Origin of the sequence: Roseibium sp. AS2, assembly GCF_038900065.1 — a bacterium.
Taxonomy (GTDB): domain Bacteria; phylum Pseudomonadota; class Alphaproteobacteria; order Rhizobiales; family Stappiaceae; genus Roseibium.
On record NZ_JBBMQN010000013.1, the window covers coordinates 40,231 to 65,244 of the forward strand.

Annotated in this window: 20 protein-coding genes and 1 pseudogene; 13 read left to right on the top strand and 8 right to left on the bottom strand. The window is 61.8% G+C overall.

Going from position 1 to position 25,014, the window contains the following annotated elements; genetic code table 11:
• Positions 1-3 precede the first annotated feature (3 nt).
• A complete protein-coding gene (locus tag WNZ15_RS25595; RefSeq protein ID WP_342895884.1) occupies positions 4-939 on the bottom strand; it encodes a cation diffusion facilitator family transporter in 936 nt (311 codons plus the stop codon).
• Between the two features lie 223 nt (positions 940-1,162).
• On the opposite strand from WNZ15_RS25595, the gene speB reads away from it, so the two are divergent.
• The gene (gene speB / locus WNZ15_RS25600; protein ID WP_342895885.1) at positions 1,163-2,125 is read left to right on the top strand and encodes an agmatinase; all 963 of its coding nucleotides are present in this window, start codon (positions 1,163-1,165) and stop codon (positions 2,123-2,125) included.
• A 33-nt stretch (positions 2,126-2,158) separates the two neighbouring features.
• Here speB and WNZ15_RS25605 read toward each other — a convergent pair whose 3' ends face one another.
• Positions 2,159-2,800 carry a DUF6653 family protein gene (locus tag WNZ15_RS25605; RefSeq protein ID WP_342895886.1) on the bottom strand — a complete coding sequence of 214 codons (642 nt, stop codon included), beginning with the start codon at positions 2,798-2,800 and terminating at the stop codon, positions 2,159-2,161.
• A gap of 285 nt (positions 2,801-3,085) precedes the next feature.
• Here WNZ15_RS25605 and WNZ15_RS25610 point away from each other — a divergent pair, with 285 nt between their 5' ends.
• Entirely contained in the window at positions 3,086-5,407 is a 2,322-nt protein-coding gene (locus WNZ15_RS25610) for an EAL domain-containing protein (RefSeq protein ID WP_342895887.1), read from the top strand.
• Between the two features lie 60 nt (positions 5,408-5,467).
• On the opposite strand, the gene phaC is transcribed toward WNZ15_RS25610, so the two are convergent.
• The gene (phaC, locus tag WNZ15_RS25615; protein ID WP_342895888.1) at positions 5,468-7,273 is read right to left on the bottom strand and encodes a class I poly(R)-hydroxyalkanoic acid synthase; all 1,806 of its coding nucleotides are present in this window, start codon (positions 7,271-7,273) and stop codon (positions 5,468-5,470) included.
• 337 nt (positions 7,274-7,610) lie between these two features.
• Here phaC and WNZ15_RS25620 point away from each other — a divergent pair, with 337 nt between their 5' ends.
• From WNZ15_RS25620 to WNZ15_RS25665, 10 genes are all read left to right on the top strand, one after another.
• A complete protein-coding gene (locus WNZ15_RS25620; RefSeq protein WP_342895889.1) occupies positions 7,611-7,877 on the top strand; it encodes a hypothetical protein in 267 nt (88 codons plus the stop codon).
• Positions 7,878-7,992: 115 nt separating this feature from the next.
• On the top strand, positions 7,993-9,228 hold the full coding sequence (locus WNZ15_RS25625; RefSeq protein WP_342895890.1) for a GGDEF domain-containing protein: 1,236 nt from the start codon (positions 7,993-7,995) through the stop codon (positions 9,226-9,228).
• 256 nt (positions 9,229-9,484) lie between these two features.
• Positions 9,485-10,702, top strand: coding sequence for an LL-diaminopimelate aminotransferase (locus WNZ15_RS25630; RefSeq protein ID WP_342895891.1), 1,218 nt, complete (start codon positions 9,485-9,487; stop codon positions 10,700-10,702).
• 22 nt (positions 10,703-10,724) lie between these two features.
• On the top strand, positions 10,725-12,047 hold the full coding sequence (locus WNZ15_RS25635) for a homoserine dehydrogenase (protein ID WP_342895892.1): 1,323 nt from the start codon (positions 10,725-10,727) through the stop codon (positions 12,045-12,047).
• A 49-nt stretch (positions 12,048-12,096) separates the two neighbouring features.
• On the top strand, positions 12,097-13,092 hold the full coding sequence (gene glpX / locus WNZ15_RS25640) for a class II fructose-bisphosphatase (protein ID WP_342895893.1): 996 nt from the start codon (positions 12,097-12,099) through the stop codon (positions 13,090-13,092).
• A gap of 11 nt (positions 13,093-13,103) precedes the next feature.
• Entirely contained in the window at positions 13,104-14,921 is a 1,818-nt protein-coding gene (recJ, locus tag WNZ15_RS25645; protein ID WP_342895894.1) for a single-stranded-DNA-specific exonuclease RecJ, read from the top strand.
• Positions 14,922-15,027: 106 nt separating this feature from the next.
• The gene (locus WNZ15_RS25650) at positions 15,028-15,219 is read left to right on the top strand and encodes a hypothetical protein (RefSeq protein WP_342895895.1); all 192 of its coding nucleotides are present in this window, start codon (positions 15,028-15,030) and stop codon (positions 15,217-15,219) included.
• 116 nt (positions 15,220-15,335) lie between these two features.
• On the top strand, positions 15,336-16,226 hold the full coding sequence (locus tag WNZ15_RS25655; RefSeq protein ID WP_342895896.1) for a nitrilase-related carbon-nitrogen hydrolase: 891 nt from the start codon (positions 15,336-15,338) through the stop codon (positions 16,224-16,226).
• A gap of 121 nt (positions 16,227-16,347) precedes the next feature.
• Positions 16,348-16,833: an NUDIX hydrolase gene (locus WNZ15_RS25660; protein WP_342895897.1), complete on the top strand. Its 486-nt coding sequence runs from the start codon at positions 16,348-16,350 to the stop codon at positions 16,831-16,833.
• A gap of 150 nt (positions 16,834-16,983) precedes the next feature.
• Positions 16,984-18,495 carry an inorganic phosphate transporter gene (locus WNZ15_RS25665; protein ID WP_342895898.1) on the top strand — a complete coding sequence of 504 codons (1,512 nt, stop codon included), beginning with the start codon at positions 16,984-16,986 and terminating at the stop codon, positions 18,493-18,495.
• A 35-nt stretch (positions 18,496-18,530) separates the two neighbouring features.
• Here the strand turns inward: WNZ15_RS25665 and WNZ15_RS25670 are convergent, their stop codons facing one another.
• The 5 genes from WNZ15_RS25670 to WNZ15_RS25690 all read right to left on the bottom strand — a co-directional run bounded on the left by WNZ15_RS25670 (position 18,531) and on the right by WNZ15_RS25690 (position 24,512).
• Positions 18,531-19,256 carry an endonuclease/exonuclease/phosphatase family protein gene (locus tag WNZ15_RS25670; protein WP_342895899.1) on the bottom strand — a complete coding sequence of 242 codons (726 nt, stop codon included), beginning with the start codon at positions 19,254-19,256 and terminating at the stop codon, positions 18,531-18,533.
• Between the two features lie 113 nt (positions 19,257-19,369).
• Positions 19,370-19,945 (bottom strand): sarcosine oxidase subunit gamma family protein, encoded by a 576-nt coding sequence (locus WNZ15_RS25675; protein WP_342895900.1) that lies wholly within the window; start codon positions 19,943-19,945, stop codon positions 19,370-19,372.
• Positions 19,938-22,940, bottom strand: coding sequence for a sarcosine oxidase subunit alpha family protein (locus WNZ15_RS25680; RefSeq protein WP_342895901.1), 3,003 nt, complete (start codon positions 22,938-22,940; stop codon positions 19,938-19,940). Before WNZ15_RS25680 ends, WNZ15_RS25675 begins: the two co-directional genes overlap by 8 nt.
• The gene (locus WNZ15_RS25685; protein WP_342895902.1) at positions 22,937-23,242 is read right to left on the bottom strand and encodes a sarcosine oxidase subunit delta; all 306 of its coding nucleotides are present in this window, start codon (positions 23,240-23,242) and stop codon (positions 22,937-22,939) included. Before WNZ15_RS25685 ends, WNZ15_RS25680 begins: the two co-directional genes overlap by 4 nt.
• Positions 23,243-23,258: 16 nt before the next feature.
• Positions 23,259-24,512 carry a sarcosine oxidase subunit beta family protein gene (locus WNZ15_RS25690; RefSeq protein WP_342895903.1) on the bottom strand — a complete coding sequence of 418 codons (1,254 nt, stop codon included), beginning with the start codon at positions 24,510-24,512 and terminating at the stop codon, positions 23,259-23,261.
• 392 nt (positions 24,513-24,904) lie between these two features.
• Here WNZ15_RS25690 and WNZ15_RS25695 point away from each other — a divergent pair.
• Positions 24,905-25,014 (top strand): annotated as a pseudogene (locus WNZ15_RS25695) (S-(hydroxymethyl)glutathione dehydrogenase); the annotation flags it as partial.

Consider the following 25,014-nt stretch of genomic DNA (forward strand, 5'->3'; position numbering starts at 1 on the left):
TTTTTAGTCGGGTGAGGGCGAGGCGACAACGGGGCACCGGGACGGCGAAGAGGATTCAATGGTGACATGGTCGATGCCATGTCGGTCGGTCAGCCGGTTGCGCACTTGCCGCAAGACGAGGTCGGCGTCCTTTCCCGGGCGCAGAACGGCATGCATCGTGGCGTTGACCTTTCCTTCGGACAGCGACCAAAGATGAATGTGAAAGACGTCGGCAAGGCCGGGCACTTCCGCCAGAAGATCCGCCTTCAGGGCGTTCCGGTCTATGCCGGGTGGCGCACCCTCCAGGAGTATATGGCCTGCCTGCCGCAGCACGGAGACCGCGGAGCGCACGATCAGCAAGGCCACGAAGACGGACAGGATCGGATCGATCGGAAACCAGCCGGTCAGGTAGATCACGATCGCGGCGGCGATTGCCGCGACGGATCCCAGAAGGTCGCCGAGCACATGCAGGATGGCCGAGCGCATGTTGAGGGACCCGTCGCCGCCACGCTGCAGGATCAGGAAGGCGCCGATATTCACCAGAAGGCCGAGGACCGCGATGATCAACATCGGTCCGGCAAGAACGGTTTCCGGTGTCAGGAACCGGCCGACCGCCTCCACGCAGATCCAGGCGGTGACAATGAGCAGGAATATCGCATTGGCGAAGGCAATCAGGACCGGCAGGCGGTCGCGGCCATAGGTGAGCCGGTCATCCGCCGGCTTCTTCGATTGCTGGAACGCCCACCAGGCAAGACCCAGGGAAGCTGCATCCGTGACCATGTGTACGGCATCGGCCATCAGGGCCAGCGAGCCGGACAGCCAGCCGCCAATCAGCTCCGCGAGCATGAAGCTGGCAATCAGAAGTCCTGCCCAGGCCACCGCCCGCGCATTTCTGTCCGTGACTTCCGTGGCATGGGCGTGGTCGTGGCCACTGTGGTCTGAATGGGAAGGCTCGGTCATTGAGCGGTCGTCTCTTGTGTCTCAAGGTGTTGTCATCCTGAGGACTTTGCCGCTCATGAGGCTGGCGGATCAAGTCCCCACAAACGCGTACTGGCAGGGTGCGGCGTTGACGGCCCCGGGATTTCGGGTTTACACGCCAACGATTGCCGGAAACATTTTCCCGAACGTGGTATTTGGTCGGATTATGTCATGCGCATTGCCACGCGAGCCGAGGATACCGAACATGTCATCAGATCTGCCGCGCCCGACCGACAACGCCTTTCTTGGCAAGGACATAAAGTGCGGATCTCACGAGCCGACCTATGCAGGCGCGCTGTCCTTCATGCGCCGCCGCTACAGCAGGGACCTGAACGGGGTCGATCTGGCCGTCTGGGGCATTCCCTTCGATGCTTCGGTCTCCAACCGGCCCGGTGCCCGGTTCGGGCCGCAAGGGGTGCGCCGGGCCTCCGCCATTTTTGACGGCGACCCGCAATATCCCTTCCACATGGATCCGTTCGAGACCCTTGCCTGCGTCGACTACGGCGATTGTGTCTTTGACTATGGCCGGAACGCGGATATTCCAGGCCACATCCAGAGCCAGGCTGCACAGATCCTGGAAGCGGGCGCGCATCTGTTTTCCATCGGCGGCGACCACTTCATCACCTATCCGTTGCTGAGGGCCCATGTCGCCAGACACGGACCGCTTGGTCTGGTCCAGTTCGATGCCCATCAGGACACCTGGCCGGATCAGGGGGACCGTATCGATCACGGCACCTTCACCGGCCGGGCGGTGCGCGAGGGGCTGATCGATCCCGAAAGATCCATTCAGGTCGGCATTCGCACCCATGCACCCGAAACCTGCGGGCTGGAGATCATCTTCGGGCACGAGATGGACAGTCTGGGCATTGACAGCGTGATCGAGCGGATCCGCTCCAGGGTCGGAACCGGCCCTGCCTACATGACCTTCGATATCGATTGCCTTGATCCTGCTTTCGCACCGGGGACGGGCACGCCGGTCGCCGGAGGGCTCTCGTCCCGGGAGGCGCTGTCGGTTCTGCGCGGGCTTGGCTCACTGGATTTTGTCGGCGGAGACGTGGTCGAGGTCGCACCGGCCTATGATCATGCCGATATCACGTCGATTGCCGGCGCGAGCGTTGCGTTGACCTATATCGGCCTGCTTGCCGAAAGACGGGCCCGTTCGGCCTGATCTGCTGCTCGTGGTCCGGCGCGGGGTGGCCGGTCATGCAGACCGGCTGCTGTCGGAGCGGGTCGGCCTGTTGTCGTTCACCGGCAGGACCGACCAGAACCGGTAAAGCGGATGTCGTTCCCGCATGATTGCGTAAAGGCGGATCAGCTTGCCGAGACACACCGCTTGCGCGCTGTAGGCGACGACGAGCCCGGAGGCAGACAAGATCGGAAGCTTCGCGAATCCCCCCCAGATCGCGACCAGGGCTCCCAACCAGAACACGAAGTAGAGAATTGTCAGCCGGTGGTTCAGGTCCCTTGGCACGGGTATCAGAAGCCTGTTCAGCCAGATCCTCTCGCCGTATCCCGCCAGACGCGCCCAGGTGACTCTGTTGGCGGCCTTGCTGAAGATCTGGGGTCCAAACAGCAAGAGCAAGCAAACCCCGAGCGTCAGGAGCACGACTTCGGTCATGCCCAACCAGGACCTGGTCCAGAGGCACGCGGTCAAGACGCCGGGAGCGAGCAGCTTGGCCAGGATTGTCGATGCAGCCGTAGGGCTGCTCGCGGTGCCATTTTTCAGGGCAACAGGCGGACGAAACCCGGAGGGGGGATGATTTCCGGATTCATCTCCCGGTGTTTTGTGACGTTGCGGCTTGTGCATGAATTCGGGCCGGAAATTGAGACAACGCGTGATCATAGCCGCTGAAAAGGGACCTTGGCAAACCACTTTGTTGTCCGGGACTGATAATCTGCGGACAGGTTTGTCGGTCAATATTCCGCGGTCTGAATTGAAAAATTCGTCCGCAATGGAATGAGAAGTATACTGGAAATATCATTCAGACCGTGGCGGCGTGAATTTTACTCTAGGCATTTTTGCCGATAGTCTTGCGGTAGCAAGAACGAATACGTTGTTTTCAAGCAGGGAATCTGTGAAAATAATCAACTACCTGTTGGTAAATTAACCTGAGAGCCGGGCAAGAAAATGGTCTTGAGCAGAGGTCGCCACGTAGGAGGCGTCAGTGAAAATTCCGATGTCATGCTGCTGGCAGCGGAACTGGATCGGCTCAATGGTCTCGAACATCTCAGCGCGGCCGACAAGCTGAGCCTGAGCGGGGACTGGCTTCAGACCCTGCTCAACGAGGTATCCGACTATATCCTGATCAAGGACCGCGGTTCGCGCATTGTCATGGCAAACAGGCAGGTTGCCCTCGATGTCGGACTGGAAGACGCTGCCCAGTTGATCGGCAAGACGGATCTTGACCTGCATCCATTGGAAACCGCCCGGAAATTCCAGGCGATCGAGCAGGAGATCATGTCCACGAACCTGCCGCGGATTGATTTCGAGGAACCCTCCATTCTGGTGAACGGACGCCGCAAGTGGTTTGCGTCTTCCAAGTTCCCCGTGAGCGATAGCGACGGCAAGGTGGTGGGCCTGATCGGACTGTCGCGCGACATCACGGACCGCAAACGGGCTGCCCTGCTGCAGGAGGGGCAGAACAAGGTCCTGCAGGATCTGGCGTCGGGCCGGCCGCTGGAGCAGGTTCTGGATACGCTGGTGCTGAGCATCGAGAAGCAACTTGATGGGGTGCTCGGGTCCGTCATGCTGGTGGAGGAATGCGGAACGCGGCTCCGTGCCGGCGCAGCGCCGAACCTGCCCGGGGACTATGTCGCGTTGACCGACGGACTCAAGGTAGGACCAAGGACCGGGTCATGCGGCACGGCTGTCCACCGGAGCGAAAGCGTCATTGTCGAGGACATTTTCAAGGACCCGCTCTGGGAAGATTTCCGTGAGGTGGTCAAGCCGTTCGATTTGCGTTCCTGCTGGTCGGTGCCGTTCTTCGGCAAGGATGGTGGCGTGCTTGGCACATTCGGGCTTTACACTGCGGAGGTCCGCAGTCCCACCGACCACGACCTGAAGCTCGCGCTTGAGGCGGCCCGTCTGGCGGCGGTGGCCGTTGAGCGTGAGCTGGATGAACAAAAGATCCGCTATCTCGCCAATCACGACGCCCTGACCGGATTGCCCAACCGTCAGGAGTTTGAATCGAGACTGAACGACAAGGTCACCGCAAGCCGGGACTCGGGCGCACCGGTTGCCGTCGTCTTTGTCGATCTCGACAACTTCAAATTCGTCAATGACAGTTTCGGCCACGCCATTGGCGACCAGGTGCTGAAGATTGCCGCCGAACGGATCGTGTCCGTCGTTGACGGCAAGTGCCAGGCCATTCGATTTGGCGGAGACGAATTTGTCCTGATTGTCGAAGGAAACGCCGCGCACAAGTCCCGACTGAAGCAGCTCATGGCGCAGTTGAGGAAGGAAATCGGCAGGACAATCCGGATCGGAGACCTTTCGTTTCATGTGACCTGCAGTCTCGGAGCGGCCCGCTATCCGCAAGAAGCGGAAGATGCAGACCAACTTCTGCGGAATGCGGACAAGGCGATGTTCGAGGCCAAATCCCTGGGCCGGAACGGTTTTCACATCTATCAGCATACCCGGCCGGAAATGTCGCTGAACAAGATGACACTGCTGGAAGACATGCGATCCGGGATCGGGGCCGATCAGTTTTTTTTGGAGTATCAACCCCAGTACAACCTTGATACCGGCCGGATTACCGGCGCCGAGGCGCTGGTGCGATGGCAACACCCGGACCTGGGCCGTCTGATGCCCGGAGAGTTCATCACGCTCGCCGAGGAAAGCGGACTGATCGTGCCCCTTGGACGGTGGGTGATCAAGGAGGCCTGTCGGCAGAACAAGGAATGGCAGGACGGCGGGCTGGTGCCGGTCACAATCGGGGTCAATGTCTCTGCGCGACAGTTCCGCGAGACCGGGTTGATTGCCGACGTCTGCGCGGCGCTCGACGAAAGCGGTCTGCCGGCCGGGTCCCTGGAGTTGGAACTCACGGAAAGCCTGTTGATCCAGGACGCGGAACACGCGGTCAGTCTGATGAATGATTTCCGCGGCATCGGCCTGAAACTGGCGATCGACGATTTCGGCATCGGCTATTCAAGTCTGGTGGCGCTCAAGAGCTTTCCGCTGACCCGATTGAAGATCGATCGCAGCTTTATCCATGACCTGGACTACGACGAGAACGATCGTTGCATTGCCCGCGCAATTATCTCGCTGGGACGCGAACTGGGCCTGAGCGTGGTTGCCGAAGGTGTCGAAACCGCGAAGCAGCAGGCCTTCCTGGCCGGCTGTAAGTGTGAAGTGGCGCAGGGGTTTCATTTCGGCAGGCCGATGAGCGCGGAAAAATTCGGCAAGCTGCTCGCCATGACCCTGACGCCGCTGGACGCGCATTCCCGCTAAGCGGGCTCTTTTCCTGCCGGCGGCCGGTCCCGAAGACAATCCCTGTCCCGGCCCCGGAAGTCAGACCTTGGTCATCACGTAGGATCCGGGCGCATCTTCCAGGAGTTTCATCCGGTAGGCACCCGGTTTGCGGGCCTTGGCCATCGTGTCGTCATTGGAGCGGATCCACTGATCCCAGTAGGGCCACCAGGATCCGGGATGTTCCTCGGCATTGTAAAGCCAGTTTTCCAAAGTTCCCTTGGGGTCGGCGCCGGTCCAGTACTGGTACTTGTTCTTTGCGGGCGGATTGACGACACCGGCGATATGGCCGGAGCCTGCAAGCACATAGTCGACAGGTCCGCCGAAACAGCCGGACCCGAGGAAGACGGATTTCGGCGGCGCGATGTGGTCCTCGCGGGTGGCAAGGTTGAAGACGGGGATCGTGACCTTGGAAAGGTCGAGCCTCTCGCCGGCAATTTCCATTTCGCCCTTGGACAGCCGGTTCTCAAGATAGCAGCTGCGCAGATAGAAGGAATGGTTCGCCGCCGGCATACGCGTAGAATCGGAGTTCCAGTAGAGCAGATCGAACGGGAAGGGCTCCTTGCCCTTCAGGTAGTTGTTGACCACGTAGCTCCAGATCAGATCGTTGGATCGCAGCATGTTGAAAGCCGAGGACATCTTCGATCCGTCCAGATAGCCCTGTTCCGCCATCCGTTTTTCAAGGGAAGATATCTGTTCCTCGTCGACGAAGACCTTCAGATCGCCGGCGAACGTGAAGTCCACCTGGGTGGTGAAGAAGGTTGCGGTCTTGATCCGCTCGTCGCCCTTCCGGGCCATGTAGGCCAGCGTAACCGCGAGCAGCGTGCCGCCCACGCAGTAACCGATCGCATTGACCTCGCTCTGGCGCGTCGCCCGCTTGATCACATTGAGCGTGTTGAGGATGCCTTCCTTCATGTAGTGCTCGAAGTTCTTGAGCGCCTGGCGTTCGTCCGGATTGACCCAGGAGATCACGAACACCGTGTGCCCCTGATCAACAGCCCACTTTATGAACGATTTCTCGGGATTGAGGTCCAGGATGTAGAACTTGTTGATCCAGGGGGGGACGATCAGAAGCGGGCGCTTGAGCACGTTTTCCGTTGTCGGCGCGTACTGGATGACCTGGCAGACATCGTTCTGGGAGATCACCTTGCCCGGGGTGTTGCCCATGTTCTCGCCGAGCTTGAATTTCGTCGGGTCCGTCTGCCGGATCTTGAGTTCACCCTTGCCGGTTTTCAGGTCCTCGACAAGATGCTGCATGCCCTTGACGAGGTTTTCGCCGTTGCTTTCCAGGGTCAGGCGCAGCAGTTCCGGATTGGTCAGCACGAAGTTCGAAGGGGAAACCGCATTTGCGATCTGGGTGACATAGAACTCCGCCTTGTGACGGGTGTGCTCGTCGAGCCCCTGGGCGTCGTGGACCATGTCCTCGGCCCATTTGCTGGTGATCAGATAGAGCTGCTTGATGAAATCGAAGAACTGGTTGTCTTCCCACTCCGGGTCGGCAAACCGCTTGTCTTTGTGCGGCGTCTGCACCGCCGGTGTCGAAGGCTCGCCCATCATCCGTTTGAGGGACGAGTTCCAGAGGTCGATATATCCGCCCCACAGGCGGGACTGGGCCTCGACGGCGCGTTGAGGATCGGAGGCCCAGTATTCGCCCACCTGCGCCAGGGTCTTGACGATGCCTGTCAGCTCGTCCGTCGACTCATGGGTGATCTTGCCCTGTTCCCGCGGCTCGATATAAGCGGCGAGGGCCTTGCCGGCGTGCTCCAGCGTCTTGGCCAGGTTCTGGGCAAAGGCCTCAGGGTTGTTGATGATAAACTGCAACATGGGATGCTGGCGGTCATCAGCCATAGGCAGGTGTTTCCTCCGGTTTACGCAGCCTCGTCAGGCCGTGGAACGGTCTGAGAGCCCTGTCAGTCCATTCGCCTTATCTTGTTCTGTTTTCGCCGGTATTTAGAACTGACGGTTATTTATGACACAAGGTTCCGCTGCCGTCGATTGGATTTCAACGTGTTTTGAACTTCGCCGGTGCGGGTGGCCACGGTTCAATTAAATTGCAGACAGCATGGCCGAACACTCTTAAATAGATCAACTTGCGGATGTCCGATCGGTCCGGACCGGGTGTCCATGACTAGAGTGAATTTGTGTCGATCAGATGGATGCCGCCGTCGTTGTCGAGGAGGAGCGGATGACTAGATTGCAAAAGGTTCGCGTCGGTCTGACGGGAACGGCGGTTCTGCTGTTCTTGTCGGGGTGCGCTGTTGGTCCCGGAACGCCGTTGCTGGCCGCCCTGAAAACCGAACCGGGCCTGGTCAGCACCAATGTCCCCTCGTCACAGGCATTTGGTCCACCTGTCGGAGCCGGCGTTGCATCCGGTCTGATCAACCCGCACGACCGGCGCGCGACGGAAGCCTATCTGGAAACGCTCGCGCCGCGGCAGAGTCCTGCCAGGTAGGACCGGTCCGGTCTGCCGGAAGGCGCGCGGCGCGATTGCGGGTTGGTGAAATACGCATTCTTTTAAGGGTTGGTGACCTAGGGTTCTTTCAGGACTTTTTCAGGGCATTTCTTTGATGCAACTCGATACGCCGACACTGTTTGCCTGTCTCACCGTCGCCGGTTTCGCCGGCAGCGCGATTCTGCTGCTGTTTTACCGGTTCTGGCCTGTGAAAAGCCTTGCGGGATCGCGCAGTCTTGCCTTGTGGGCGGCCGGTCTGTTCCTGGCGGGCTGCGGAACGCTGCTGATTGGCCTTCGCGGCACGATACCGGACGGTCTGAGCATCATCGGCGCGAATTTCCTGATCATTCTGGCAATCGGATTGAGGCGCGCCGGCCTCGCGGTGCTTCTGGGCCTGCGCGGGCACCTGTGGGTGTTTGCGATTGTCGCAACCGGTTGGCTGGTCATGTGCCTGTTCCCGCCGTTCTTGGACAGTTTCCTTTTCCGTGTGAATTACGTGCAGAGCTGCCTGATCCTGGGAGGTCTGTGGATGGCCGCCATGGTGTTTTTCGAAAACACGGACAAGCTGCATTCCGCCAGGCTGCTGGGAATGACCATCCTGGTCGAATGCGCTGCATTCGCCTGGTTCATGCTGAACCAGAACCTGCTGCAATTCCCGACGTTCCTGTCCGCATTCCCGGAAGGGTTCATGACCGTTTATCTGGTCGTGCTGCTGTTTTCCACGGTCATGACCATCGTTCTGCCCCCGTCGATGCTCGTCGAGAAATCCCGGGAGCTTTCGCGGGAAGAGAATGCGCGCAATGACGTGACCGGCTTGTCGACCCGCGGTGCATTTTGCGATGACGCGCAGGCCTGGATCCGGGAGAACCGGGAAAACGGATCGGGTTACAGCCTGATTCTCTTTGATCTGGATGAACTGAAGACCGTCGGCGAGAAATACAGCCCGGCAATGAGCGACGCCCTGTTGCAGCTGTTCGCCCGTATCCTCAAGGACACGGTCGGGGAAACCGCCGTGGCCGGCCACATCGGGAAAAACGAATTCGCCGTTTTCCTGCCGGAAACAGATCATGAGCGTACCCGTCTGACCGCGCAAAGCCTGTGCCGGCAATTCGGCCTGGGATGCGAGGAGGCGTCGGCAGGCAAGCTGATGATCTCGGTCAGCGTCGGATTCGTCACTGCAAGCGCCGTCACGCGCCTCGGGCGGGTGATGGAAACCGCGGAACGCGGCCTTGAAAAGGCCGGCAGGCAGGGCAAGGCCCAGATCGTCGCGGTCGACCTGACCACCAGCGGTTCGGCAAGAAACTCCGCTTGGAAGCCTGCTTTCACCACCCAGCACAAAAACGCGGCCTGATCCAATCGGACAAGCCGTCACCTGACGCCGGCGCTGGGCGACGGTCACGGTCCGGGAGTTATCGCGCCCAGGGCCCGGGGAACGGGGCTGTTGCACGCCCTGAACGGCATCGATTCGGACATCGCGGCAAATTTAGTCGGCTTGCGACGCAAAGACGGGTGTGCATTTTTTTCCGGGCTGCTAAAAGGGCCCCGCTGGGCTGCCGCCGCGCCGGGTGATCGGCGCAGTCAACTGTTAACTCGCAAGGATTCGCGTCATGGAGGAATTCCACAAGGTCAAACGGCTGCCGCCGTACGTCTTCGAACAGGTCAATCGCCTGAAAGCCAAGGCGCGCGCGGATGGAGCGGACATCATTGATCTTGGCATGGGCAATCCGGATCTGCCGACGCCGCAACATATCGTCGACAAGCTGACCGAAGCCGTGAAGGACCCGCGCACGCACCGCTATTCGGCCTCAAAAGGCATCCAGGGTCTGCGCAAGGCGCAGGCCGCATATTACGGTCGCCGGTTCGGCGTCAAGCTCGATCCGGACACCCAGGTCATCGCGACACTCGGGTCCAAGGAAGGCTTCGCCAACATGGCGCAGGCCATCTCGGCGCCGGGCGACGTGATCCTGAGCCCGAACCCGAGCTACCCGATCCACACCTTCGGCTTTCTGATGGCAGGGGCTTCGATCCGCAACATTCCCGCAGAGCCGGGAGCGGAGTTTTTCGACGCGCTGGAACGGGCGGTGATCCACTCGGTGCCCAAGCCGATCGCGATCATTCTGTGTTATCCCTCGAACCCGACCGCCTGTTGCGCCGATCTCGACTTCTACCGCGATGTTGTGGCCTTTGCGCGCAAGCACAACATCTTCATCCTGTCCGATCTGGCCTATTCGGAAATCTATTTTGACGCGGCACCGCCGCCGTCGGTCCTGCAGGTTCCCGGCGCGATGGATGTTGCCGTCGAGTTCACCTCCCTGTCCAAGACCTTTTCCATGCCCGGCTGGCGCATGGGGTTTGCGGTCGGGAACGAACGGCTGGTCGCGGCTTTGGCACGGGTCAAATCCTATCTCGACTACGGTGCCTTCACCCCGATCCAGGTGGCGGCGACCGCGGCGCTCAACGGGCCTGACGATTGCATTCGTGAAATCCGGGAAACCTACAAGGGCCGCCGCGACGTGGTCGTGGAAAGCTTCGGCCGGGCCGGCTGGGACATTCCCGCGCCTCAGGCCAGCATGTTCTGCTGGGCTCCCATCCCGGAGAAGTTCCGCGCTCTGGGCAGTCTCGAATATTCCAAGCTTCTTCTGGAGCGGGCGGAGGTTGCGGTGGCTCCCGGCATCGGCTTTGGCGAACATGGCGACGGCTATGTGCGCATAGGACTGGTGGAAAACGAACAGCGGCTGCGTCAGGCCGCGAGAAATATCCGACGCTTCCTTGAAACAGCGGACCAAAAGCTGCACAACGTCATCCCGCTCGGAACCTCTGGCTGATTAGAACTGGACTTTTTTCCGCATGGCTGAAGCATTGAAAGTTGGCGTTGCAGGGCTTGGCACCGTGGGGGCCTCCGTTCTGCAACTCCTGTCGCAGCATGGCGGACAGATCGCCCGCAAATCCGGTCGCGCGGCAACTGTCACTGCGGTGAGCGCCCGGGACAGGACCCGGGACCGCGGCTTCGACGTGTCCGGTCTGACCTGGTTCACCGATCCGGTCGAGATGGCGGAAAAGGCCGACATAGACATTTTCGTCGAGTTGATCGGCGGTGACAGCGGGCCCGCGGAGGACAGCGTTCGCGCTGCGCTCAAGAGGGGCATCCATGTCGTCACCGCCAACAAGGCACTGCTTGCCAGACACGGCGTCGACCTTGCGATCCTGGCGGAAGCAGGCAACGTCTGCCTGAACTATGAGGCAGCGGTCGCCGGCGGCATTCCGATCGTCAAGACCTTGCGCGAGTCGATGGCCGGAAACGACATCAGCCGCGTTTACGGGATCCTCAACGGCACCTGCAACTACATCCTGACCCGCATGGAAACCGACGGCATCGGCTTCGAGGAATGCCTCGCCGATGCGCAGCGACTGGGCTATGCCGAGGCCGATCCGGGATTTGATATCGAGGGCAACGACACCGCGCACAAGCTTGCCATCCTGACAAGCCTGGCCTTCGGAACGAAGATTGCCTGCGACGATATCTATATGGAAGGGATCACTTCGATCGCGACCGCGGATATCCAGGCCGCCGACGAACTGGGGTTCCGCATCAAGCTGCTGGGCGTCGCGCAGCGCACGGAAACGGGCATCGAACAGCGCGTGCATCCGACCATGGTCCCCAAGGCATCCGCGATCGCGCGGATTGACGGTGTCCTCAACGCGGTTGCCGTGGATGGTGACTTTGTCGGCGAGATCGTTCTGGCCGGACCCGGAGCCGGCGGCAAGGCAACGGCATCTGCCGTCGTTTCGGACATCGCCGACATCGCGCGTGGCGACGGGACCCCGGTTCTGGGCACGCCCGCGGCGGACCTGAAGGACTACACCCGGGCGCGCATGCGCCTGCACGAGGGCGGCTACTACATTCGGCTGTCCGTGTTCGACCGGCCGGGCGCATTCGCGGAGATTGCCCGCTGCATGGGAGAAGCGGGGATATCTTTGGAGTCCATCGTTCAAAAGCGGAACGCGGAGGCCGATGCGCCCGTGAAGGGCGACGTCGAAGTGCCTCAACCTGTCATCTTGATCACGTATGAAACCACCGAGGTGGCAATCAAGCAGGCACTGGACGTCGTCATGTCCAAGGGCGTCGTCGCAGAGAAGCCGCAGATGATCCGTATCGAAAAACTGAATTGACACGTGAGTGCCCGCCCAGGCGTCTTGCGGGGAGAGACTGGAGAAGTTGATGTCCAAAACTGAAAAACAGCCGGCGAGCGGACTGGACCGTATTCTGACGCTTGAACTGGCCCGTGTCAGCGAGAGAGCGGCTGTTTCGGCCGCCCGGTTGCGGGGCCATGGTGACGAGATGGCGGCGGACCAGGCGGCTGTGGACGCGATGCGGCGCGAGCTCAACCGCTTGCCGATCGACGGGACGGTCGTGATCGGCGAAGGTGAGCGGGACGAGGCGCCGATGCTTTATATCGGCGAGAACGTCGGCACCAAGCAGGGTCCCAAGGTGGACATTGCGCTCGATCCGCTGGAAGGCACCACCATCTGCGCCAAGAACCTGCCGAATTCCCTGGCGGTCATTGCCCTTGCTCCCGAAGGGGACTTGCTGAACGCCCCTGACAGCTATATGGACAAGATCGCCATCGGGCCGGGCTATCCGGCCGGCCTGATCGATCTCGACGCACCGATCGCCGACAACATCGCCGCCGTGGCAAGGGAGAAGGGCGTCAAGGTCAATGAAGTCACCGCCTGTGTCCTGGACCGCCCGCGTCATGCGCGGCTGATCGAAGACATCCGCGCGACCGGTGCAGCCATCCGCCTGATCGGCGACGGCGACGTGGCCGGCATCATTCACACGACGGATCCGGACGAGACCGGCATCGACCTGTATATCGGCATCGGTGGTGCGCCCGAGGGCGTGCTGGCAGCCGCGGCGCTGCGGTGCATCGGTGGCCAGATGCAGACCCGGCTGGTCATCACCCGTGAGGAGCAGGTCGAACGTGCCCACCGCATGGGCATCGAGGACATCAAGAAGAAGTACACGCTCGAGGAAATGGCCGGGCCGGACGTTCTGTTCGCGGCGACCGGTGTGACTGACGGCAACTTTCTGCAAGGCGTCCGGTTCGGCCGCCATCATGTCACCACGCATACCGTCGTCATGCGGTCATCCACAGGCACGGTGCGTTACATCAAGGCCCAGCACACGGATCTTGAAAAATTCCATATGGACTAAGATGGCGCTGAATGCTGGGAACATCCGGGGAAGATGACAGGAGGCTCGTACTGGGGGTCTCCCGTTCCGCAAATGACAATGCCTGGCGCGAACGCCTGAGCGTCGCCGACGCACGCGCCGCGATGGCCATTTCGCAGACGCACGGTTTGCCCGACGTTCTGGCCCGGGTGCTGGCGGCGCGCGGCGTTCTGCCCGACGATGCACCGGCTTTCCTGGATCCCGCTCTCAAGCTGCTCATGCCCGATCCCTCCAGGCTCGTGGACATGGATGCCGCCGTCGAAAGGGTCGCGGATGCCGTCGAGGCGGGCCGCAAGATCGCGATCTTCGGCGACTATGACGTCGACGGCGCGACCTCCTCCGCAATTCTGGCCAAATATCTCCAGTGGCTCGGTCTCGAACCGGTGATCCATATTCCGGACCGGATCATCGAGGGTTACGGACCGAATGGACCTGCCATCGAGGCCCTGCACCAGGGCGGCGCCGAACTGCTGGTGACGCTGGACTGCGGCAGCACGTCCTTCGAGGCCTTCGAGACGGCCGGCCGGCTGTCACTCGATGTCGTGGTCATCGATCATCACCAGGTTGGTGAGACGCTTCCGGACGTTCGCGCGCTGGTCAATCCCAACCGTCAGGACGACCTTTCCGGGCAGGGACATCTGGCGGCGGTCGGCGTGACCTTCCTGTTTCTGGTTGGGTTGAACAGGGAATTGCGCCGGCGTGGTGCCTTTGCAAGCCGGCCACAGCCGGATCTGATGGCATTGCTCGATCTGGTGGCACTGGGAACGGTATGCGATGTCGTGCCGCTTCAGGGCCTCAACAGGGCGTATGTCACCCGCGGTCTGGCGGTCATGCATCAGCGGCGCAACCACGGTCTGACGGCACTGGCGGATGCCGCCCGCGTCAGCGGCCGGCCAGCGCCCTACCATCTTGGATTTCTGGTCGGGCCCAGGATCAATGCGGGCGGCCGGATCGGGGATGCAGCGCTCGGAGCACGGCTGCTGACCACCGAGGACCCGCATGAAGCCCGCGCCATCGCTGAACGTCTCGACCAGCTCAACAGCGAGCGTCAGACAATGGAAGCGGTGATGCTCGAACAGGCTGGCGCGGAAGCTGCCTACGCCATCGAGACAAGAGATCCCGCGGTTCTTCTGACCGGCTCGCCGGACTGGCATCCAGGCATTGTCGGCCTGATCGCCTCACGGCTCAAGGAAGCCCATCGCAGGCCGGCCTTCGCGGTCGCTTTCGACGAAACAGGCAAGGGGACCGGCTCCGGCCGATCGATACCGGGGGTCGATCTCGGCAAGGCGGTTCGCCAGGCCGTCGACGACGGATTGCTGGAAAAGGGCGGTGGGCATGCCATGGCTGCCGGGCTCACGGTCCGCCGGGAAAAGATCGCTGATCTGGAAGCCTATTTCAACGAGTCGCTGCAGGCTGATGTCGAGGCCGCCACCGCCAGCCGGGAATTGTCGGTCGATGCGGCGCTGACGGCGACAGGAGCAACGCTTGAGCTTCTGGAACTGCTGGAAAAGGCAGGTCCTTACGGCGCCGGTCATTCCGAGCCGGTTTTTGCATTCCCGGCGCACCGCATCTCCTATGCGGATGTTGTCGGCAAGGGCCATGTGCGCGCGACCATCGCCGCCGGCGACGGCGCCGGCCTGAAAGCCATCTGTTTCAAGGCTGAGGACAAGCCGCACGGAAAAATGCTGCTTGAGGGCCGGGGGCGGGGCCTCCATGTTGCCGGAACCCTGTCCATCGACACCTGGCAGGGCTCTCCGAAAGTGCAGCTCCGCATTCTGGATGTTGCAGACCCGCAGAAAAGCCGTCTTTGATGGTCTGCTGAGTGCCTTGATGGCGTGTTGATTGATTGTGCCGTTAACCAAACCCTAAGCACCCGCGCCTAGTTTTGTCCACGCGAAGGAATCGTGAGGATCAGGCATGCACGCTCAGAATGAGCTTTCGCCCTATTTTGCGGAAATAGACCGGCGTGCCGACAGGGCGCTGAAGGGCATTCGTGAGGTCCGGCGGTCGGCCAAGTTCAAGACCTTGCCCGCGCAGCCCAGGTCCGCAGCGCTTGCAACCGGTCTGCTGGTTGTACTGGCCCTGTTTGCCGGCATGTTCCTCGATTGATCCCTTGATCATCGAGGCAGGATCAACATAGTTTTCCGTTCCGCCTTCCTGAGGCCTGATACGGTCAGGGTCAGGCCTTGTTTCTGTCGTCTTTCTGAAAGACAAAACGGCAACAGATGTCCCATTATCCAATTGCTCTCTGGTCCTTCAATCTCGGCCGCGCGCCTGAAAGCGTGGGCGCGTTCGCGGCGCAGATCGGGGAGGGGCTTGCCCGGGCTTCCGCGGCAGGTGCCAGGCTCCTTGTCCTGCCGGAATACCTGATCGAATGCTGCCTTGCCTTCAAGCCGGAAGGCTTGCAGCCCGAAGAGGAAATGGCCTTTCTCGCGGAGGTCGGCCAGGATCTGCAGCCCCTTCTGGCGGACCTGCCGAGGCAGCACGGCGTCTCGCTTCTTGCCGGCTCGATGCCGGTCAGGACGCCTGCGGGCATCACCAACACGGCCGTTCTCCTGACGGCCGACGGCCGGCAGATCCGGCAGGACAAGCTCTGTCTGACGCCGTTCGAACAGAGCCCGGACACCTGGCACCTCACGCCCGGTACGGACTTGAAGGTGTTTGACCTCGACGGGCTGAAAATGGCGATCCTGATCTGTCTGGATGTGGAGATGCCTGCGCTGAGCAATCTTCTGGCCCGCCAGGAACTGGATCTGCTGCTGGTTCCCTCCATGACGGAAAAACTCTCCGGATATCACCGCGTGTTCGGCTGTGCAAAAGCCCGGGCCGTGGAACTTCTGTGTGCCGTCGCCGTTTGCGGGGTGGTCGGCACAGCGAAGGGAACCACTCAGAACGACACCAATGTGTCCGGAGCCGCGCTGTATCTGCCATGCGAAGAAGAGTTCGGGTTTTCCGGAGTTGCCGCCGAAATTCCGCCAACATCCGGCGCCAATGGTGAAGACCCGTTCCTGATTGCCGACGTGCCGGTTCGGATGTTGCGTGACCTGAAGTCGGGAAATGCCGAAGTCTGGCCCGGAGCGTGGTCCGCCGACCATGTCAGGATTTCCTGTGTCTGAATGCAGGTCCGTGATCACTGCGGACCGGCAGCAATAGCAATGTGCACAGTGTGCACTTTTGACTGGACGGAAAATTCTTTTGCCTCTATATAACGTGCACCCCGGAACAGTCGGTATAGAGATGAGTGTCGCAAAGGCTTTAACAGTACAGAACATATCGTGGTTGCACGGTTTCAGTGGTTTGTTCGTCAGACCGCGCCGCTTGCAGATCGCCGCGCTGTGCTGTCGCCCGGGCGACAACGAACCCGAGATTCTGCTTGTATCGACGCGCGGGACAGGCCGTTTGATCCTGCCGAAAGGATGGCCGGAGAAAGACAAGCCGGCCTACGAGACCGCGGTTATCGAAGCCTATGAAGAAGCCGGCGTTGTCGGCGAACCTGATTCGCGCGCCATGGGCAGTTTCCGGTCCTTCAAGGGCCTGTCGGACGGGCTCAGGATCCGGACCAAGGTCCTGGTTTTCAGGATCCGGTTCAAAAAGCAGTTGCAGAGCTTCCCGGAAATCGGCCAGCGGAAACTGTTCTGGCTGCCCCTGTCCGAGGCCATCGAGGCCGTCGATGAGCCGGCACTGGGGCGTTTCTTGCGAAAGCACCGCTCTGACCTCGTCTGAAAACCCGTTCCAATCCAGTTCAGTTACTATGAACGACGCAAGGGTGTCGCGCGGGCGTGCGATCAATGACGGCATGATTTTCAACCGGGACGCCGGTGGCTGGGCTTCTCGTGCCGGCTCCCGCAGTTCTCTCGAGATTGGGCCGCGGGCTTGCTGACAAACAGAGACCTCAAAGCGAAAGATCTGGACAAGGATCTCGACAGGCTCGGATTCGTCGGCGAAGCGGCGGAGGCGATGGGCCGCCGCCTGACCGGGACTGGTCTTGCCGTGATTTTTCTGGGCCTGTGTGCGGCGGTAGCCGCTTCCCAGATCGTTTCCGGCGACATGTCGAACGCGCTCATTCTCGTGGCCGCAAGCGCGATTGCCGGTTACATGGCCCTCAACATCGGTGCAAACGATGTTGCCAACAATGTCGCTCCTGCGGTCGGCGCCCGCGTGATCAGCCTGACCGGCGCCCTCGTTCTCGCCGCGATCTGTGAAAGCGCCGGAGCGCTTCTTGGCGGGGCGGATGTGGTCTCCACGGTCTCCAGTCAGATCCTGAGCCCGGACGATGTCCAGCATAATTTCACGTTCATGCAGGCAATGCTGACCGCCATGGCCGCCGCCGCCCTGTGGATCAATTTTGCCACATTGGTCGGTGCGCCGGTGTCCACGACCCACTCCATTGTCGGTGGTGTCGTCGGAGCCGGCGTTGCGGCCAGCGGCTTCGCGGCAATCAACTGGACAACGGTCTCGACCATCGCGCTGACCTGGGTTGCCTCTCCGGTTCTGGGAGGGATGATCGCGGCGGCCTTCATGGCTTTCATCAATTCCCGGGTGGTCTATGCCGCCGACAGGCTCGCCGCGGCCCGGTTCTGGCTCCCCATACTGCTGGGTCTGCTGGGGGGCGTCTTTGCCGCGTATGTGTCCAAAAAGACCGGTGACCGCCTGCTCGATCTGCCTGACTGGCTTTCCATCGGTCTTGCGGTCCTGACCGGGCTGGTTGTCTGGCGCATCTATCTGCACGTCGTACGCAAGCAGACAGTCACTCAGGAAAACACCGCGCGCGCGGTGCGGCAACTGTTTGCAATTCCGCTCATGGTCACCGCCGGCCTGCTGTCATTCGCCCATGGAGCGAACGACGTTGCCAATGCCGTCGGCCCGCTGGCGGCCATCGTGCTCAGTCAATCGAGTGACTTCCCGGACCTTGTGTTCTGGTACATGGGGGCACTCAATCCGGTCATTCCGCTATGGGTGAGCGCGGTCGGGGCCTTCGGTATTTCCGCCGGGCTTTTGCTGTTTGGCCGGCGGCTGGTGATGGTGGTCGGCAAGAAAATCACGAAATTGAGTCCCGTCCGGGCTTTTTGCGTCACCCTGGGAGCCGCCACCACCGTCTTGATGGCCTCGGCTCTCGGCATGCCCGTCTCGTCCACGCATATTGCCGTCGGCGCGGTTTTCGGTGTCGGCTTCTACCGCGAATGGCATCGCAACCGTTATGTCACCGAAAACGGCCGGATCAAGCCGCGCAAGATGATGCGCAATCGGGAGGAGCGCCGGCGCCGGCTTCTGGTCAGGCGGGCCAATCTCCTGACGATTGTTGCCGCGTGGGTCGTCACCGTTCCGGCAACCGCATTGTTTGCCGGAGCGCTGTTTCATCTGCTGAGCCTGATTTTTGCCCTCTAGGGGATTTTCAGTCGCGTCCTGTCAATCGCGGACCGTCAATCGGAGCGGTCTGCGAGGTGACCGGCGGGTTCCAGGGTCAGATGTGCCCAGACCGGAAGATGGTCCGACGCGACGCGGGCCGTTCTGGACTTGTGGACACCGGCCTGCTGCACCGTGAATTCCGGGCTGGTGATGATCCGGTCCAGGCTGCCGACGGGAAGCGGGCTCGGGAAGCTCCGTCCGGGCGTGGTGACTTCGTAACGTTCCTCGAACAGCCGGATGCTGCCGGCAGAATCGCGCCACTCGTTGAGGTCGCCGATCAGCACGGTCGGCAGGTAATCGAGGTGCGCGTGCAACTGGTGCATCAGCGACGTGATCTGTTTCTTGCGGAAATGTGCCACCAGGCTGAGATGCATTGCCGCGATCCGGATCTTTTCACCGCCGACAATCAGGTCCACGGCCACCGCTCCGCGCGGCTCGAGTGTCGGCAGGTCCAGCTTGCGATGGTCCAGGATCTCGATGGAATTGCGCACAAGAACGGCATTGCCGTGCCAGCCGAGGCTCTTCTCACCCGTGTCGAACGGCACAGGCCGGAAGTCGGTCTCGGCCAGAATACTGTCCGGATCCAGTGTGCTTTCGCGCGGCCCGAAGCGCTTGTCGGCCTCCTGAAGCGCCAGTATATCGCAGTCCAGTTCCTGGATCACTTTCAGAGTCCGTTCCGGACGCCGGCGGGCATCCACCCCGATGGATTTCTGGATATTGTAGGAGCCGATCTTGAGCATGGCTGAAAGAGATGCGGGCCAATGCGGCAAGATGCAAGCCGAACGGTGTCAGGAGTCCGGCCCGGCAGCCTTTTTAGGCAGTTTTTTTGCCCCTCAGAACCCTTCAGAGCCGTTCAGGCCGCTTCCAGCTCCTGCGCAGCCTGAACCAGCAGCCCGGACAGATACTCCATGAACGACACCCAGGCTTCGACCACGAACGTGTCCGGACCCGTACGCCAGAGCATCACCGGCGCCTTGTGAAAAATTGTGCGCGTGACCGTTCCGAGCGGAAAGGCTTCCGGTGACAGGTCGATGAATATCCCGGTGTTGAGCAGCCAGGCGGCCTTGTCGCCGCTGATTATGATGGCCTGGGAGCGGTCGGAGATGTCGACCAGGGCGTGGGGTGTGTCGCCGAGCCTGGCCTCGATGGCGGAGAACACCGTCTGCAGGTCGTCCTCCGGTGCCAGCAGTGTCCATTCGTCCGGTCCCATCCACAGTGCTGCCCGCCGGGCGGCCGTCGCACATGCGAGGGGCGTGTCCGGCAGAGCCGTGCCGAACGCGGCTCCCGCGTCCGCGACCGACGTTTTCCGGCCTCGAAAGGAAAGCCGCGCGATCGGAGCGCACTTCAATATGGAAACCTCAGCCAGGCTGAGCAGCGGGACTTCGCCCGCGTCGGGTGTGATCAGGTCGCTTGCCAGAAGTTCAGACATTGAGCCGCGCTCCTTCCTTGTCAAAAAACACCGTGCCGGTTACCTCGACCGGAATGCTGCCGTCCGGCATGGGCACGTAGAGCGTGCTGCCTTCGAGGGCGTGGCCGTTCTTCACGATGGCCAGCGCGATGGTGCGGTCAAGGGCGGGACTGTAGTAGGACGAGGTGACATGCCCTTCTGCCGGGGTGCCGGTCGCGGGGGTCTCGGACACCGTGATCTGCGCCCCTTCCTCCAGTTGCACCTTGGGGTCCTTGGTCAGCAGGCCGACGAGTTGCTTGCGGTTGTCAGCAACAAGATCCGGCCGGTCCAGGCCGCGTTTGCCGACGAAATCGTGTTTCTTCTTGCCGATGGCCCAGGTCATGCCCGCATCCTGCGGCGTGACGGTTCCATCCGTGTCCTGGCCGACGATGATGTAGCCTTTTTCGGCCCGCAGGACATGCATGGCTTCGGTTCCGTAGGGGGTCCCGCCGTGCTTGCCGATTTCCGTGGCAAGGGTTTCCCACATCATCTGGCCATGGCGGCGCGGAACGTTGATCTCGAAGCCGAGTTCACCGGTAAAGGAAATCCGGAACAGACGGCAGGGGACGCCGCAGAAGGTGGCTTCCCTGACGCTCATGTGGCTGAAGGCATCCGCGGACAGGTCGACACCATCGACGAATGGCGCGATGACCTCTCGGGCTTTCGGACCCTGAACTGCGGCCACCGCATATTGTTCGCTGGTCGACGTGATCCAGACATCGAGGTCCGGCCATTCCGTCTGCAGGTAGTCTTCCATTGTCGCGAACACGTTCGGCGCGCCGCCGGTGGTGGTGGTGACGTGAAAACGATCCTCTGCCAGACGTCCGATCACGCCATCGTCGGTGATGAAACCGGCATCGTTCAGCAGAAGGCCGTAACGGCAGCGGCCCGGCGCCAGCTTTTTCCACGGATTGGTGTACATCCGCTCCAGGAATTCGGCAGCGTCCGGTCCGACCACCTCGATCTTGCCGAGTGTCGAGGCGTCGAACAGCCCGACGCTGTCACGCACGGTCTTGCATTCGCGCGCCACGGCGGCATGCATGTCCTCTCCGTCTTTCGGAAAATACCAGGTGCGTTTCCACTGGCCGACATCCTCGAAGATGCCGCCGTTCTCGACGGCCCAGTCGTGAGACGGCGTCTTGCGGACCGGGTCGAAGAAATCACCGCGCGAGACCCCGGCGAACAGGCCGAATGTCGTTGGCGTGAACGGTTGGCGGAATGTTGTCAGTCCGACATCCGGTACTGGGCGGTCCAGGGCACCGGAGGCGATCTGCAGCGCATTCATGTTGGACAGACGGCCCTGATCGGTGGCCATGCCGGTGGTCGTGTAGCGTTTGATATGCTCGATCGAGTGCATGCCCTCGCGCACGGCAAGCTGCACGTCCTTCGCGGTCACGTCGTTCTGGTAGTCGACAAAGGCCTTGACGCGGGATGCGTTGCGGTCATGCGGAATGGCGCCGAGAGTGCCTCCGGATCCGGCTTCGCCTCCGGAAGCGGTGGCACGGGTGATCGCGGCAGTCTTGCCGGTGGCCGCCCGTGCAGCCTCTTCCCCGGCCGCATAGCCGTCCTCGAGGGTGGCTTGCAGCCCGTAGAGACCCTTCGCCGCTCCGGCGGAGCGTTCATGCTGAACGGACGTGCCGGGCACATAGGCGCCCTTGGCGGCGTCCCAGACGACCTTGCCGCGGGATTGGGAATACAGACTGACCGTCGGTGTCCAGCCGCCGGACATCAGGATCGCGTCGCAGTCGACCTGTCCGCCGGACGCAACCTGTCCGGATGTCATCAGGCGTCCGAGCAGAGCGGACCTGACCCGCTTGCGGCCGAGCGTTCCGGTGACCACACAGCCGGCTTCCACGCGGATGCCGCGCGCCCTGGCGATGGAAATCAGGTTCTCGGGCGGAGCCTCGCGCATGTCCGCGATCGCGGTGACTTCCACGCCCTGGTCGGCGAGATCGAACGCCGCCTGCCAGGCGGTATCGCAAGCGGTCGCGACCAGCACCTTGTGGCCGACCTTCACGCCGTAGCGGTTGAGATAGGTCCGGCCGGCGTCGGCGAGGAAGATGCCGGGCCTGTCGTTTTCCGGGAACACCATCGGTCGCTCGATGGCTCCGGCCGCGATCACGACTTCCCTGGCCCGCACCTGCCACAGCCGTTCGCGCGGCAGTCTTGGGTCGGCGTCGGCCTCGTGCTCGGTCACACGCTCGGCCAGGGCAATGAAATTATGCGCGAAATACCCGAAAGCCGTGGTGCGCGGCAGCAGCGTGACATTGTCCATTGCCGACAATCTGGCGACCGTTGCCGCAATCCAGTCAGCGGGCGTGCCGCCGTCGATGCTGGCGCCGGCTTCGCTCAGGAGGCTGCCACCGAACTCCGCCTGCTCGTCGCACAGGATCACCTTCGCGCCGGTTTCCGCTGCGGCGAGTGCCGCGGCGAGGCCGGCAGGGCCGGACCCGGCGACCAGCACGTCGCAATGGGCGTAGAGATTGCCATAGACATCCGTGTCGGCGTTCTTCGGGGGCTTGCCGAGACCTGCCGCCGACCGGATCACCGGTTCATAGACCCGGTCCCAGAAGGATTTCGGCCACATGAAGGTCTTGTAGTAGAAGCCGGCCGGAAACAACGGCGACAACAGGTCGTTGACGGCGCCGATATCGAAGCCGAGGGAGGGAAACCGGTTTTGCGAGATCGCCTCGAGACCCTGGTAGAGTTCGACCTGGGTGGCGCGCATGTTCGGTGTCTGGTCGCCGTTGCGGTAGATGCCGACCAGGGCATTCGGCTCCTCCGAGCCGGCGCTGACGATGCCGCGAGGACGGTGATACTTGAACGAGCGACCGACAAGATGAACGCCGTTGGCCAGCAGGGCGGAGGCAAGCGTGTCTCCCGTGTGACCCTGCATTTCCTCGCCGTCGAAGGTGAAGGTCAGTTGCGCGGCACGGTCGATGCGGCCGCCCTTTTCCGTGCGGAATGGCTGGCTCATTTGCCGGCCTCCTTGGCAATGGCTTCAAGGTCGGGTTTTGGCTCGCCGGCCTTGTAGACTTTCAGGAACCTGTCGCTGACGGTGTCGCGGACGGCGTTGAAGAAGCGGCCGCAGCCGTGAATGTGCCGCCAGCGTTCGGCATAGAGGCCTTTGGTGTTGGAGCGCATGTAGAGATAATCCACCCAATCCTCGTCGCTGGTCTGCGTCGGGTCGGCGGGACGTGCGATATGGGCTTCGCCGCGGCAGGAGAATTCGGTCTCCGCGCGCTCGACATCGCAATAGGGGCAATAAACCAGCAGCATCTGATGAGGTCTCCGCTTAGTGAGCGACGGCGGCGGCGGCCGCTTCGTCGATCAGGCGGCCGGTGCGGAACCGGTCCATGGTGAACGGTGCGTTGATCGCATGGGGCTCATCGCGGGCGATGGTATGCGCGAAGACATGGCCGGATCCCGGTGTGGCCTTGAAGCCGCCGGTGCCCCAGCCGCAATTGACATAAAGCCCGGGAACGGGGGTCTTCGACAGGATCGGCGAGCGGTCCGGAGTGACATCCACGATCCCGCCCCAGTTGCGCAGCATGCGCATGCGCCGGAAATGCGGGAAGAGCTCGCAGATCGCGTCGATCGTGTGATTGGAGATGTGGATACCGCCGGTCTGGGAATAGGAGATGAACTGGTCCGTGCCCGCACCGATCACCAGTTCCCCCTTGTCCGACTGAGAAATGTAGGCGTGGATGGTGTTGGACATGACGACGCACGGAAAGGCGGGTTTGACCGGTTCGGAGACAAGCGCCTGCAGGGGATAGGATTCAAGCGGCATGCGCACACTGGCCATCTCCATCACGGTCGATGTATGCCCGGCGGCCACGACGCCCACCTTCTTGGCGCCGATGAAGCCCTTGGCGGTCTCAACCCCTTCCACCGCTCCGTCCGGACCTCGGCGAATTCCCGTCACGGCGCAGTTCTGGATGATGTCGACGCCCAGGGCGTCGGCGCCGCGGGCATAGCCCCAGGCCACCGCATCGTGGCGCGCCGTCCCGCCGACCCGCTGGAGCGCGGCGCCCATCACGGGATAGCGGATATCTTTTGAGATGTTGAGCGGCGGGCAGTAGTCCCTGGCCTGTTCGGGTGTCAGCCACTCGTTCTGGACACCGGCCAGGCGGTTGGCGTGAATGTGTCTCTGGGCAACCTGAACGTCATGGACGGTGTGCGCCAGCATCATGACGCCGCGGGCGGAATACATGACGTTGTAGTTCAGCTCTTGGGAAAGGCCCTGCCACAGGCTGATTGCATGATTGTAGAGCGCCGCGCTTTCTTCCCAAAGGTAGTTGGAGCGCACGATCGTCGTGTTTCGGCCCGTGTTGCCACCGCCGAGCCAACCTTTCTCGATGACCGCGATGTTGCGGATGCCGTGTTCCCTGGCAAGGTAATAGGCCGTGGCCAGACCATGGCCGCCGGCGCCGACGATGACGACATCATAGGCGGCCTTGGGTTCGGGCGCGCGCCATTGACGGCCCCAGTTCTTGTGTGCGGACAAGGCATTCTTGGCCAGTTCCAGGAAGGAATATCGCTTCATGAAGCAGCAGCTCCGCACGTTGCCGGCCGGTTGATCCGGAAAGTCCCGGAATGCCCGCCAAGAGGTTTGTAACGTTTCAGGCGGGACCATAGCGAATGCGGCGGGGTCCCGTCCATTGGCGGGCATATTCGCGATTGGGTCGGTCCTTGCGTATAAGGTTTCAGTCGCCTGCTGGTCTGAATACGACATGGGTGTCGCAAGCCGTGCGGCCATTTGCAGCATTCCGCCGGAAAGCCGAGAAAATCAAGGGGTTGAAGGCCCTGTTTTCACACCCGGGATCACGTTTGTCATGCCTGCGGGCGCAATCGCGACTGCGGATGCCGCTTCGGTTCTTGCAATTGCCGGCGCGCAGGGTAAACCTCGACAAAACAGTCCAATCAGGAGTCCCATCCATGGAAGTTCGCGCCGCCGTTGCCGTCAAGGCCGGAAAACCTCTCGAAGTCACCACCGTGAACCTTGAAGGTCCGCGCGCGTTCGAGGTGCTGGTCGAGATCAAGGCGAC

What these genes read in the sequence shown, in the direction of transcription:
- WNZ15_RS25595 (WP_342895884.1), bottom strand. Translation starts at nt 939, where the DNA reads ATGACCGAGCCTTCCCATTCAGACCACAGTGGCCACGACCACGCCCAT.
- speB (WP_342895885.1), top strand. Translation starts at nt 1,163, where the DNA reads ATGTCATCAGATCTGCCGCGCCCGACCGACAACGCCTTTCTTGGCAAG.
- WNZ15_RS25605 (WP_342895886.1), bottom strand. Translation starts at nt 2,800, where the DNA reads ATGATCACGCGTTGTCTCAATTTCCGGCCCGAATTCATGCACAAGCCG.
- WNZ15_RS25610 (WP_342895887.1), top strand. Translation starts at nt 3,086, where the DNA reads ATGGTCTTGAGCAGAGGTCGCCACGTAGGAGGCGTCAGTGAAAATTCC.
- phaC (WP_342895888.1), bottom strand. Translation starts at nt 7,273, where the DNA reads ATGGCTGATGACCGCCAGCATCCCATGTTGCAGTTTATCATCAACAAC.
- WNZ15_RS25620 (WP_342895889.1), top strand. Translation starts at nt 7,611, where the DNA reads ATGACTAGATTGCAAAAGGTTCGCGTCGGTCTGACGGGAACGGCGGTT.
- WNZ15_RS25625 (WP_342895890.1), top strand. Translation starts at nt 7,993, where the DNA reads ATGCAACTCGATACGCCGACACTGTTTGCCTGTCTCACCGTCGCCGGT.
- WNZ15_RS25630 (WP_342895891.1), top strand. Translation starts at nt 9,485, where the DNA reads ATGGAGGAATTCCACAAGGTCAAACGGCTGCCGCCGTACGTCTTCGAA.
- WNZ15_RS25635 (WP_342895892.1), top strand. Translation starts at nt 10,725, where the DNA reads ATGGCTGAAGCATTGAAAGTTGGCGTTGCAGGGCTTGGCACCGTGGGG.
- glpX (WP_342895893.1), top strand. Translation starts at nt 12,097, where the DNA reads ATGTCCAAAACTGAAAAACAGCCGGCGAGCGGACTGGACCGTATTCTG.
- recJ (WP_342895894.1), top strand. Translation starts at nt 13,104, where the DNA reads ATGCTGGGAACATCCGGGGAAGATGACAGGAGGCTCGTACTGGGGGTC.
- WNZ15_RS25650 (WP_342895895.1), top strand. Translation starts at nt 15,028, where the DNA reads ATGCACGCTCAGAATGAGCTTTCGCCCTATTTTGCGGAAATAGACCGG.
- WNZ15_RS25655 (WP_342895896.1), top strand. Translation starts at nt 15,336, where the DNA reads ATGTCCCATTATCCAATTGCTCTCTGGTCCTTCAATCTCGGCCGCGCG.
- WNZ15_RS25660 (WP_342895897.1), top strand. Translation starts at nt 16,348, where the DNA reads ATGAGTGTCGCAAAGGCTTTAACAGTACAGAACATATCGTGGTTGCAC.
- WNZ15_RS25670 (WP_342895899.1), bottom strand. Translation starts at nt 19,256, where the DNA reads ATGCTCAAGATCGGCTCCTACAATATCCAGAAATCCATCGGGGTGGAT.
- WNZ15_RS25675 (WP_342895900.1), bottom strand. Translation starts at nt 19,945, where the DNA reads ATGTCTGAACTTCTGGCAAGCGACCTGATCACACCCGACGCGGGCGAA.
- WNZ15_RS25680 (WP_342895901.1), bottom strand. Translation starts at nt 22,940, where the DNA reads ATGAGCCAGCCATTCCGCACGGAAAAGGGCGGCCGCATCGACCGTGCC.
- WNZ15_RS25685 (WP_342895902.1), bottom strand. Translation starts at nt 23,242, where the DNA reads ATGCTGCTGGTTTATTGCCCCTATTGCGATGTCGAGCGCGCGGAGACC.
- WNZ15_RS25690 (WP_342895903.1), bottom strand. Translation starts at nt 24,512, where the DNA reads ATGAAGCGATATTCCTTCCTGGAACTGGCCAAGAATGCCTTGTCCGCA.